General features: G+C 59.4%; 13 protein-coding genes. 11 read left to right on the top strand and 2 right to left on the bottom strand.

Annotation, left to right across the window (positions count from 1 at the left end; translation table 11 throughout):
- The first annotated feature begins 2 nt into the window (after positions 1-2).
- From PZA18_RS01380 to PZA18_RS01345, 8 genes are all read left to right on the top strand, one after another.
- Positions 3-623: a glutathione S-transferase family protein gene (locus PZA18_RS01380; RefSeq protein WP_284098972.1), complete on the top strand. Its 621-nt coding sequence runs from the start codon at positions 3-5 to the stop codon at positions 621-623.
- 93 nt (positions 624-716) lie between these two features.
- Positions 717-1,208, top strand: coding sequence for a 5-(carboxyamino)imidazole ribonucleotide mutase (gene purE, locus PZA18_RS01375; protein WP_284098971.1), 492 nt, complete (start codon positions 717-719; stop codon positions 1,206-1,208).
- The gene (locus tag PZA18_RS01370) at positions 1,205-2,338 is read left to right on the top strand and encodes a 5-(carboxyamino)imidazole ribonucleotide synthase (protein WP_284098970.1); all 1,134 of its coding nucleotides are present in this window, start codon (positions 1,205-1,207) and stop codon (positions 2,336-2,338) included. Before purE ends, PZA18_RS01370 begins: the two co-directional genes overlap by 4 nt.
- Before the next feature lie 7 nt (positions 2,339-2,345).
- The gene (locus tag PZA18_RS01365) at positions 2,346-3,128 is read left to right on the top strand and encodes a hypothetical protein (RefSeq protein WP_284098969.1); all 783 of its coding nucleotides are present in this window, start codon (positions 2,346-2,348) and stop codon (positions 3,126-3,128) included.
- A 25-nt stretch (positions 3,129-3,153) separates the two neighbouring features.
- Positions 3,154-4,032 carry a phosphoribosylaminoimidazolesuccinocarboxamide synthase gene (locus PZA18_RS01360; protein ID WP_284098968.1) on the top strand — a complete coding sequence of 293 codons (879 nt, stop codon included), beginning with the start codon at positions 3,154-3,156 and terminating at the stop codon, positions 4,030-4,032.
- 106 nt (positions 4,033-4,138) lie between these two features.
- Complete coding sequence (locus PZA18_RS01355) at positions 4,139-5,557, top strand: EAL and HDOD domain-containing protein (RefSeq protein ID WP_284098967.1); 1,419 nt, start codon at positions 4,139-4,141, stop codon at positions 5,555-5,557.
- A gap of 239 nt (positions 5,558-5,796) precedes the next feature.
- Positions 5,797-6,555: a BPSS1780 family membrane protein gene (locus PZA18_RS01350; RefSeq protein ID WP_284098966.1), complete on the top strand. Its 759-nt coding sequence runs from the start codon at positions 5,797-5,799 to the stop codon at positions 6,553-6,555.
- Between the two features lie 2 nt (positions 6,556-6,557).
- Positions 6,558-6,944: a diacylglycerol kinase gene (locus PZA18_RS01345; protein ID WP_284098965.1), complete on the top strand. Its 387-nt coding sequence runs from the start codon at positions 6,558-6,560 to the stop codon at positions 6,942-6,944.
- Between the two features lie 174 nt (positions 6,945-7,118).
- On the opposite strand, the gene PZA18_RS01340 is transcribed toward PZA18_RS01345, so the two are convergent.
- Positions 7,119-8,066, bottom strand: coding sequence for an alpha/beta hydrolase (locus PZA18_RS01340; RefSeq protein WP_284098964.1), 948 nt, complete (start codon positions 8,064-8,066; stop codon positions 7,119-7,121).
- A gap of 166 nt (positions 8,067-8,232) precedes the next feature.
- Here PZA18_RS01340 and PZA18_RS01335 point away from each other — a divergent pair, with 166 nt between their 5' ends.
- Positions 8,233-9,201 (top strand): alpha/beta fold hydrolase, encoded by a 969-nt coding sequence (locus PZA18_RS01335; RefSeq protein ID WP_284098963.1) that lies wholly within the window; start codon positions 8,233-8,235, stop codon positions 9,199-9,201.
- Here PZA18_RS01335 and PZA18_RS01330 read toward each other — a convergent pair.
- Complete coding sequence (locus PZA18_RS01330; RefSeq protein WP_284098962.1) at positions 9,176-9,946, bottom strand: LytR/AlgR family response regulator transcription factor; 771 nt, start codon at positions 9,944-9,946, stop codon at positions 9,176-9,178. The genes PZA18_RS01335 and PZA18_RS01330 overlap by 26 nt on opposite strands.
- A 551-nt stretch (positions 9,947-10,497) precedes the next feature.
- Between PZA18_RS01330 and PZA18_RS01325 the strand changes: the two genes are divergently transcribed.
- Complete coding sequence (locus tag PZA18_RS01325; RefSeq protein WP_284098961.1) at positions 10,498-10,923, top strand: organic hydroperoxide resistance protein; 426 nt, start codon at positions 10,498-10,500, stop codon at positions 10,921-10,923.
- Between the two features lie 48 nt (positions 10,924-10,971).
- Positions 10,972-11,427 (top strand): MarR family winged helix-turn-helix transcriptional regulator, encoded by a 456-nt coding sequence (locus tag PZA18_RS01320; RefSeq protein WP_284098960.1) that lies wholly within the window; start codon positions 10,972-10,974, stop codon positions 11,425-11,427.
- Positions 11,428-11,528 lie beyond the last annotated feature (101 nt).

Raw genomic sequence — 11,528 nt, 5'->3', positions numbered from 1 at the left:
CCATGCTGACGCTATACACCTGGAATACGCCGAACGGCCGCAAGATTTCCCTGATGCTCGAAGAATGCGGCCTGCCTTATCAGATCGAGAAAATCGACATCATGAAAGGCGACCAGTTCACCCCGGCTTATCAGGCCATCAGCCCCAACGGCAAGATCCCGGCCCTGGTTGATACCGATGGCCCGAATGGCGAACCGTTTGCCTTGTTCGAGTCGGGCGCCATTCTGATCTATCTGGCCGAGAAGACCAGCCGCTTTCTGCCTGCCAGCGGGCCGGAACGCTACCGTACCCTGCAATGGCTGATGTTCCAGATGGGTGGCTTCGGGCCAATGCTGGGGCAAGCCCATCACTTCGGCCGGTTTGCGCCGGAGAAAATCCCCTACGCCATCGAACGCTATCAACGCGAGGCGAATCGTCTATACGGCGTACTCGACCGCGAACTGGCACAACGACCGTATATCGCCGGCGAGTACTCGATTGCCGATATGGCGCTCTACCCGTGGGCGTTGCGGCACGAGTGGCAAGGCGTCTCGCTGGAGGCCTATCCCGCCGTCGCCGCCTGGATGAGCCGCCTGGCCGAACGGCCAGCCATCCAGCGCGGCATGGCCGTAGAAATGTCGTAAACACACCCGCCGCCAGTTGCGCGTTGCAAACGTGCTACGCGCCCCGGCGGCTTTTCGCTAGAATCCTGTTTTTGAAACCTATGGAATACCAACATGGTTGAAGTCGGCCTGGTGATGGGTAGCACAAGCGACTGGGAAGTCATGCAAAACGCAGCCCGTCAGTTGCAAGCCTTCGGGATCAGTTTCGAAGCGCGTGTGGTCTCTGCCCACCGCACACCTGATCTGCTGTTCGAATACGCTGCCACCGCAGCCTCCCGTGGTCTCAAATGCATCATCGCCGGCGCGGGTGGTGCCGCCCACCTGCCGGGCATGCTGGCTTCCAAAACTGCCCTGCCAGTGCTGGGTGTGCCGGTTCCCTCCAAATACCTGCGCGGCGAAGACTCGCTGCTCTCGATTGTTCAAATGCCCAAAGGCATCCCTGTTGCCACCTTTGCCATCGGCGAAGCCGGGGCCGCCAATGCCGCACTGTTCGCGATTGCCATGCTGGCAACCGACCGCCCTGAACTCGCCGCCAAACTCGCCGAGTTCCGCTCGGTACAGACCGAGTCTGTACTTGCCATGACCTTGCCGGAGCTGGAGCCGTGAGCCAAGTCATTCTGCCGCCCGCCATGCTGGGTATTCTTGGGGGGGGCCAGCTAGGCCGCATGTTTGCCGTCGCCGCCAAGACCATGGGCTACAGCGTGACGGTGCTGGACCCGGACCCGAATGCCCCTGCCGCTGCCTTTGCCGATGTTCATCTGCGCGCCCCTTACAACGACCACGCCGCCCTCAAGGAACTGGCCGAAACCTGCGCAGCTGTCACCACCGAGTTCGAAAACGTCAACGCAGATTCGATGCGTTGGTTGGCCCGGCATATTCCGGTCAGCCCATCGGGAGACTGTGTGGCAATTGCCCAAGACCGGATTCTCGAAAAGTCATACATCCGCAAGGCGGGTTTGGCGACGGCTCCGTATCTGGCACTGGAAACCGTATCAGACCTCAATCATGATCTCGCCCCCTATCTGCCCGGCATTCTGAAAACCGCCCGGCTGGGCTACGACGGCAAAGGCCAGATCAACGTTGCGACGCCAGCCGAAGCGCGCGCCGCTTATGCCGATCTGGGCGGCCAGCCCTGTGTGCTGGAAAAGCGGGTGCCACTGGCGCTCGAAGTCTCGGCAATCGTCACCCGCACCTCGGCACATGAAGTCGCCGTATTCCCGATTGCTGAAAATCGCCACGCCCAAGGCATTCTCGACGTCAGCATCGTGCCGGCACGCATCCCCTCCGAACTGGCCGAGCAAGCCCGGCAGATGGCCCGGCAGCTGGCTGAAACACTCGACTACGTAGGGGTTCTGGCGGTTGAATTCTTCGTACTCGAAGACAACAGCCTGGTGGTGAACGAAATGGCCCCTCGGCCGCACAACTCCGGTCATTACACGATTGATGGTTGCGCCACCGACCAATTCCAGCAACAGGTCCGGGCCATGTGCGGTCTATATCCCGGTCGCACCGATCTGCTCTCTCCGATTGTCATGGTCAACCTGCTGGGCGATGTCTGGGGCGAAGCCGGCAGCGAGCCAAAATGGGAAGTCCTGATGCAGGCGCCCAATGCCAAGCTGCATCTGTATGGCAAGAAGGAAGCGCGCCCTGGCCGCAAGATGGGCCATTTCTGCGTCCTGGCGCCCGATGCCGAAGCGGCCATTGAGCAGGCCGAGGCGATCAAGAGCACCTTGTAACGCCATCATGTTCGACGAAAACCTGCCGCTTGACCCGAACAAACTGGCGCTGCACCGGCCAACTGCCCTGAAAATCGCGCAGGAAATCTTTCGCCGTTTCATTGCCCCGCCCGAGCAGCACTATCTGCATGTGCGCCCCAAGGAATTCCGGCATGTCGACATCGGCTTTTATAACGATGCCTCACGCCAGCTCAATCTGGTGGGGTTTCGCCATCAGGTGGATGTCGAGCCGGTGCATGAGACGCAGATTTCCGGTCGCCGCAGCCTGCTGCGGGTGATGATCAGCCGTGACAATCGAACCTCAGCCTCCATTCTCGAAACCGGGGTACGCGAGCCACGCGGTTTTGCCGAGCGCTGGCGCAAGCTGCTGGGACGCTGGCCGAAGACCCGCCAGATCGTCGAACTGCACTCGGTGCTCAACGATGGCAGCTTTCTGATCACCGATAATGTGGGCTCGACCCATATGTTTCGCGAGCCCCCCAAGATCCGTCGGCTGTCCTTGCCGTCTTACACCCCGCTCAATCATCTGGTTGCCGCGCATACCGATCAGGTCAAGGTCTACATTGCCACCCGCCAAGGGGTGGCTTCGACCAGCGTTGGCACCTGGGAAGCCGATCTGCGCGCCCGTAACGATATGCACAACCTGCGTGTACGCTACCGGCGGGAAATTGGCGGCATCGCACCCGATGAGCTGGAGAAGATCACGCAGGATGCCTACCCCTATGTCCGGGATACCGTGCTAGGAGAATTACGGCAGCTGATCGCCGAACACCACACGCCCCCTCGCTAATCCATTGCCAGCCACAGGAGTCGCCATGACCGGCCTCACCCAATCCAATCTGCAAAGCCTCAAGCGTATTTATCAGGGCAAAGTGCGCGATCTGTATGAGATCGACGCCAATCGTATGCTGATGATCGCCACCGACCGCCTGTCCGCCTTCGATGTGATCCTGACAGAGCCGATCCCCGACAAAGGCAAGCTGCTGACAGCCATTTCGAACTTCTGGTTTGCCAAACTGGCCAGCGTGGTGCCCAACCACCTGACCGGCGAAAAGCCCGAAGATTTTGTCTCCGCCGCCGATCTGCCCCAGGTAGCCGGGCGTGCTGTAGTGGCCAAACGGCTCAAGCCGGTGCCGGTTGAAGCCATCGTGCGCGGCTATATCGCCGGTTCGGGCTGGAAGGATTATCAAAAGACTGGCGCCATCTGCGGCATTGCCCTGCCTGCAGGTCTTAAAGAAGCGTCGAAGCTGCCTGAGCCGATCTTCACCCCCTCCACCAAGGCGGCGGTGGGCGACCACGATGAGAACATCTCGTTTGACGAGCTGACCGGCAAAATCGGTGCCGAGCTGGCTGCCAAGGTTCGCGATACCGCGATTCGCCTGTACCAGGCCGCCAGCGAATATGCCGCCAGCCGTGGCATCATCATTGCCGACACCAAATTTGAATTCGGTCTGGATGCCGAGGGCAATCTGACCTTGATGGATGAAGCCCTGACGCCGGATTCCTCGCGTTTCTGGCCGGCCGACAGCTACCGGGAAGGCATCAGCCCCCCCAGCTTCGACAAGCAGTTTGTAAGGGACTGGCTGGAATCCACCGGCTGGAACAAGCAGCCACCGGCCCCCACGGTGCCAGCCGATGTCGCGGCCCGTACCGCCGACAAATACCGCGAAGCGCTGGAACGGTTGACTGGCTAACCCGACGGCCACTCCTCCAAACGCCCTGCCATGCAGGGCGTTTGCTTTTGGGAGGCACGCTACGCCGTCTGCCTTGGGTTTTGCCGGGGCTCGGCTATTCTGCAAGATGAGATCATTGCGTCTGCGAGTAGCCAACATGCTGGACTTCCTGAAGAAATTGCTTGGTGGAGGCGATAAACCTGCGCCGCCCAGTCCGCCCCCCACGCCAGCACGTCCGGCACCTGCGCCACCTCAAGCCACGCCAGCGGCGGCCGCAGCGCCACCTGCAACGGCCAAGCCTAGCGCGGCCCTGGCCGAGGAAAGGATGCTGCAGCGTGAAATCGTGCTAGACCGCGACTTGAACGTTATCGGTTACGACTTCCGTCTGCGCGAGAGCGTGCTCAAACGCAAAGTGCATGTCACCCACAATGTGTCGAAGCTGTACGACGAGGTGCTGTTGCGCAATTTCCTGGCAGATGAAGCCACCAAGCCGTTTGGCCAGAAGCGGATCTTTCTGAATATTTCGGTCTGGGCGCTCGACAGCCCCTTGTTCAAGCTGCTCTCCAAGGCCCAATTTGTGCTGATGTTGCGCTACGACGAAGAGTTCTTCACCAACCCGCTGGAACACTTTGAAAAGCTGCAGGCGCTCAAGCAGGTCGGGTTTCAGATTGGTTTTGATCAGTTCCCGATCAAACCGGAGCTGATCTCGTTATTCCCGTTGGCGGACTATCTGAAGCTCAGCATTGCCGGCAAGGATGTGCAGGAGCTGTCAGGCGCGATCTCGGCATTGGGACAGGCCGCGCCGGAGTCGGAAGTCGTGGTCGGTGATATTCATTTCTTTGAAGAGCTGCAGGTGTGCCGCCAGTTGCAGATTCATTATCTACAAGGCAGCTACCTGCGTTATCGCGAGTATCAGGAAGATGCCGCCATCGACGCCAATTATCTGCGCCTGCTGGAGGTGTTGAATCTGGTACGGGCCGAGGCGGAAACGCCCATCATCGCCAACGCCATGAAGTACGACCCGATGCTGACCTTCAAGCTGCTGCGGTATGTAAACTCGCCCGGCGGCGGCCTGATGACCAAGGTGGATTCGCTGGAGCGGGCGCTGGTGGTGCTCGGCCACCAGAAGCTGTATCGCTGGCTCAGCCTGCTGATGTTCAGCCATGACCAGCAGCATGAATCCAGCCACTCGGCACTGCTGGAAACGGCACTGATCCGGGGTCGCATCATGGAAACACTGGGTCGCAAGACCTTCAAAGGGGGCGATATCGACCAGCTGTTCACGACAGGCATGTTTTCCATGCTCGACGCCTTGCTGAAGAAACCCCTGCCCTCGATCCTGGAAAAACTCAGCCTGCCGGCGGCCATCAATCAGGCACTGATCGACCACGGCGGCCCCTTCGGCAATTTACTGAAGCTAGCCCTGCAAAGCGAAGACGGTGATCTGCCTGAAGATCCGGCGCTTTACGCTGCCTGCGGCGTCAGCCAGCTGGAAGTCAACCGCGCTCAGATCGAAGCTCTGCTTTGGGTGGAGGAGGTTGTTTAAGCCAGCCGGGCGGGATGGGCCTCCCGCTCGTCTGCATCATCGCCTCTTGCCTGCTCCTGCCCCCAATCAACTGTTCACGCATGCCGTCCCCCGAGGTTCACCGCAGCCCCTGGGCGGCATTGTCATCTCTCTTTCGGCCCGATAGTCCTGGGCTCTGTTGATGTCAACCGAACTTGACTTGCCCGTCAGACGGTCTCAAGTAAACTGAGGACACCGACTTAATAAAAACGGAGATACCCATGCAACAAGATTCTGGTGGCAAGGTCCACTACCACGTAGCCGGTGCTGATGCTGGCTGGAAGTGGCTGACGGATGGATTCACCTTGTTCAGCCGCAATATCGGCGTCTGGATCGGCATCGCCGTCCTCTACGGTGTGGCTTACTTTGCCATCTCGCTGGTTGGCCTGAGTTTAGTGGTTTATCTGGTCGCGCCGGCCATTGCCGCAGGCATGATGCTGGGTTGCCGTGATCAGGAGGAGGGCCGACCACTGGAAGTCAACCACCTGTTCAAAGGATTCCAGTCACCGCAATTTGGCAGTCTGCTGGCACTTGGCGCCTTGACCCTCGGGTTCACCATTCTGGTCATCGTCGTTGCCGTCATCCTCGCCGTGATCATACTGGGCAGCAGCCTGATCACTGCCTTGATGGCCGACCAGGGGGCAAATGTCTGGAGTCAGTTTGATACGACGAAGACCATCATTTTTGTCATGGTCGAGCTGCTGGTTGTGATGACCGGGCTGTTGCTGGTTGGCCTCGCCGGCTGGCTGGCCCCCTGCATGGTGATTTTCGACAATATGAATCCGATCGAGGCACTACGGCACTCGCTGATCATCGGGCTGAAAAACTGGCTGCCACTGACGGTATTCGGCCTGGTGGTCACCATCCTGGCTATCGCCGCCTCGATCCCGCTGATGCTTGGCTGGCTGGTTCTGACACCCGTGCTCTGGTGCGCAACCTATACCGCCTGGCGCGATATCGGTCAGATCCGCAGGGGGTAGGCATGGAAAGTCCGTTCAAAGGCAAGTCTGGCTTGCAGCGCATCATCAATGCCACGGGCTATTCGCTGGCGGGTTTGTCCGCTGCCTGGCAGAACGAGGCGGCTTTCCGGCAGGTGGCTTTGCTGGCGGTGGTCGGCATTGGCGTTGCAATCGGGCTGGGGCTGCCCATCTGGAGCAAGGCCATTCTGATTGCCAGCCATCTGATGACGCTGGTTATTGAGCTGTTCAACTCTGCGATCGAAGCCGCTGTCGATCACACCTCGCTTGAACGCCACCCGCTTGCCAAGCGCGCCAAAGATCTTGGCTCTGCGGCCCAGATGGTGGGCCTGACCAGCCTGAGCATCACTTGGTTGCTGTGTCTGTACAGCCACTACGTACGGCCGTTCTGAGTTCGATTGCGAGGTTCAACTGCCGGGGGTGTCCCATCATCCCTCGACACGCCGAACCAGAATTCCCACCGGCCCACTTACGAAGCCCTTGCCGCCCTGCGCTGCAAGGGCTTTGTTCTTTCTGGCTCTGCTGACGTTTTGTTTTCAGGTGCACCACGTCAACAGAATCCGCATTTATTCCCCCGCAGCTTTTTCCGCTTCTTTTGGCCAGTAGGTCGTCAGCCAGCGCAGCAGGTCGGCACTTACCTCATCACGATTGTTGTCGTTGAATAGTTCGTGGCGCCCCGCCGGATACAGGCTGACACTCACCTGCCCGGCACCGGCTTGCTGGTAGCGCTGCGCCAGCTGACGCATCCCCAGCCCACCCAAACTGACCGGATCGTGAGTGCCGGCAATCAACCATAAAGGCATGGCTGGCGGCAGCACACCGGGTCGCTTTTCATCCTGCTCCAACGCAGCAATGCCTGTCAGCAGCTGATACCACAAGCGGGGTGAGCAATCGAAGCCACATAGCGGATCGGCAATATAGCGATCCACTTCCGCCGCATCCCGCGACAGCCAGTCAAAAGCGGTGCGATTGGGCAGAAAGCGCAAGTTGAAACTGCCAAAGGCAAGCTTGCTGAGAAAAGTGCTCGGTTTGTCCTCTCCACGACGCCGTCCGACCCAGGACGCCAGATGACTCATCAGCCGGGCAAACGGCGCCTGACGGAAGCCGGTGGCAGAAACCACCGCACCGGCGTAAGCCGTTGGCGCCCGTTGCAAGGCCGCACGGGCAATGAAGCTACCCATGCTGTGGCCGAGCAGGATGATGGGCCGATTGGGATGCTGCTGACGGGCATAACCCGCCACCTGCAGTACATCCGCCACGACCTGCCCCCAGTCAGCCTTGGGACCGAAGTCTCCCAGCGTGCCAGCGGGTGCGGTTTGCCCATGTCCACGGTGGTCGTGGCCATAGACGGCAATGCCATGCGCGTTCAGCTGACGGGCTAATCGGTCATAACGCGCCATGTGCTCAGCCATGCCGTGTGATATTTGCAACACCCGTTGGCAGTCCCCCACCGGCAACCAACGATATGCAGCCAGCGAGATACCGTCACTGGCAGGGAGGGTGTAGCGCTCCATGAAGGCTGGATTCCTTATGTAAGTAAATGATCAGGCGATTAGGCTCTGCAGGCGCCATTGTGCGACAGCGCGGGCCAGGAGGGTGAAGCCCAAGCGCTGATGACGGAACAAGCGCATACACATCACCAACAGCGCCTACAATAGACCGCCTACCTGAGGGAGTGCCATGAAAAAAAGCTTGCTGATTACGCTGGTGATGGCCGCGATGCTGGGTTGTGGAGCGGTGGCCAGCCGACCGCACTGGGCCGATCTGGCCATTGGAACTGAGCGCTGGCTGTCTGATCTGCACCCCAAGCAGATCGAAGTGGACGGCCATGTGGTGCATTACCTCGACAACGAGGCTTCAGACAAACCCGTTTTGCTGCTATTGCATGGCTTTGGCGCCGATGCCGATAACTGGACGCGCTTTGCCCGTCAGCTGGATCACGACTACCGGATCATTGCTCCCGATCTGCCCGGCTTTGGCGCAACCGGTTATCAGCCGACTCAGCATTACGGCCTGCAGTCACAAGTGGCGCGGCTCAAAGCCCTGGTCGATAAGCTGGGCATACAACGCTTTCATCTGGTCGGCAACTCGATGGGCGGCTATATCGCAGCAGAGTTTGCGGTCAGGTATCCCGACCAGCTCAGCAGCCTTGGCCTGTTTGATGCAGCCGGGGTGGATATGCCGGTGAAGAGCCCGTTTTATCACTCGGCAATGGCAGGCAAGAATCTGCTGCTGGTCAGCAAGCGGGAAGACGTTGATAAAATCTTCCAGCTGGTGTTTCACGTGGAGCCGTTCATACCGGGGTTCATGCGCGAACACTATGCCGAGCGGCAAATGAAAATGCGGGATGGACAGGCCAGAATTTTCGAAGAAATCTTCGGGCCACGCGACTGGCTGGAGAACCGGCTGTCGCGAATCACTGTGCCCACCCTGATCATGTGGGGGGACCGCGACAAGGTGGTCGATCCCTCCAGCATTCCGCTGTTCCAGGCAGGCATTCGCCAGAGCGTGGTGGAAGTCATTCCAGACTGCGGACATTTGCCAATGGTGGAACAACCTGCCGAAGCAGCCCGCCGCTTCAGGCGCTTCCTGCAGAACCTGCCGGCAACGCCCAATCGGTCGGCTACAGCGCCGCCTCACCTTTCTTGATTTCACGGATCACATGCTGCTGGCGGCGGCTCACCGCCAGCTTGTCGGGCAAGTTCTTGAGGATGGCATGCCAGTGCACTTCGCCATCCACCCCGACGGCCTTCTCAAAACCCACCAACGCCGAGCGCGCCACCAGACAATTGCGGTGAATACGCACCAGTTTGTCACCAAACTCGGCTTCCAGATGCGTCAGCGACTCTTCCAGCAAATATTCGGCATCGGCGGTCCGCACCGTCACATATTTCAGCTCGGCTTTCAGATAGCAGACCTGCGCCACCGGGATCAGCCGCACACGCCCGCGCTCTGACACGCTCAGATACTGCCGGGCCTTGCTATCAACCCGTGCCAAAGCCTCGGCTACCGGCGGCAGCAAACGATGCGCCCGCTGCAACGCAGCGGTCAGCCGCTCCTGTCGGATCGGCTTCAGCAAATAGTCCACCGCATGGACCTCGAACGCTTCAATCGCGTGTTGATCGTAGGCGGTTGTGAAGATCACGGCCGGGGGGTGGGTCAGGCGGGTGAAATGGCGGGCCAGTTCCAGGCCGCTCATCCCGGGCATGTTGATATCCAGCAAAGCAATGTCAGCACGATGCCCACTCAGCCATTCCAGTGCCTCCCAGGCATTCGATGCACAGGCCACCACCTGATGGGGTACCTCGGCAGCACAATCTGCCAGCACATCTTGAAGACGATTCAACGCCGGCTGTTCATCATCAACCAGCAAAAGTCGGAGCGGCCCATTCATGCGTTACGACCTCGAAGCAGTTAATGGCTTCTTGTTGGTAGATCAGGCTCGCCAGGACAGCACTGCACGTCGCCGGCACGCTGCACGGCGCCCGCAAGGCAGAACGTCTACAAGAACCTGAGAAATCCAGTCATCCCAAACGTGCACGGGGTTACCTAGGCACCGGCTTGCGGCATCAAACCGGATCAGGACTGGCAACACTCTTCGTTGTAGGAAAAATTTGCCAAGTTGCCCAAAGGTAAGCCCATGAATTTCCAATTTTTCACGCCGGGTTCTCCTTCCGGCCCGGCGCAGCGGGCATTCCATTCACAGCAAAATCACGCCGGATCAAAGGAAAATCCATGCCCCATGACGGACTCAGCCACAGGCCAAGCCATCAGCCAAAGGGCCGATCAGGTACCGCGCAACCGGGCCCTACACTTTACCGAAAGCCACGACCACACGGAAATCACGCCCCTCCCGAGAAATATTTTTCACAAATATATTGCACACAATTTATTTGTTAGCTACTATTCATCCATCGCAACGCAGTCACCAACAAGGAGCACATCATGTCCGTACAAGTTCTCTACACCGCACAAGTCACCGCAACCGGCGGCCGCGAAGGCTCGATCAAGTCTAACGACGGCAATCTGGACGTACGTCTGGCCCTGCCCAAGGCGCTGGGCGGTCCTGGCGGCGAAGCCACCAACCCCGAACAGCTGTTTGCAGCCGGTTACGCTGCCTGTTTTGAGTCGGCGATCCGCCACGTAGCACGTAGCCAGGGCATCAAGATTGATCAATCAGCCGTAACCGCCACCGTTGGCGTAGGCCCGCGCGCAGCCGGCGGCTTTGGCCTGACCGTGGCACTGGAAGTCTCGTTGCCAGGACTGGAACGCTCGGTGGCCGAAGCACTGACCGAAACAGCTCATACCCAGGTCTGCCCCTATTCGCATGCCACGCGCGGCAACATTGACGTTGCCGTGAGCGTCAGGTAAAACCGGCGCCCGGCCATTTGGCCGGGTTTTCCACTAGTGACAAACACCATGCAAGATGCCGCCGACTGGCTAAAACTCGACGTACAGCTGTGTTTCAGGCTGTACGCCGCCTCCCGCTCCATGACCCGCTGCTACCAGCCACTGCTGGCAGAGTTGGGGCTCACCTACCCGCAATATCTGGCAATGCTGGTTTTATGGGAAGAAGACAGCCTGACCGTCAAGCGGATAGGCGAACGCCTGCAGCTGGACTCCGGCACCTTGACCCCTCTGCTCAAGCGCATGGAGCAGGCCGGGCTCCTGCAAAGACAACGCCGGATTGAAAACGAACGGGAAGTGCGAGTCTGCCTGACTGATGCCGGCAAAGCCTTGAAGGAAAAAGCCGTCGCCGTACCACAAGCCCTGTTCACCACCCTGAATCTGACGCTGGAAGAAATCAGCCAACTCAGCCACTTGCTGGACAAGCTGCTGCACAACACCGCCCAGACTGCTGCCGGCAGCGAGTAAGGCCAACCAAACCGAAGCCCATCGGCGCCCGCTGCCATGGTCGAAATGTTTTGCAGGCAGCACCACCGGCCAGAGGCAAATGCCGCATAATCGCAACCTTT

The organism is Parachitinimonas caeni (assembly GCF_030129945.1).
GTDB classification, from domain to species: domain Bacteria; phylum Pseudomonadota; class Gammaproteobacteria; order Burkholderiales; family Chitinimonadaceae; genus Parachitinimonas; species Parachitinimonas caeni.
Note: the sequence above shows the minus strand (reverse complement) of the source record. Positions and strands in the feature narration are given on the sequence as shown.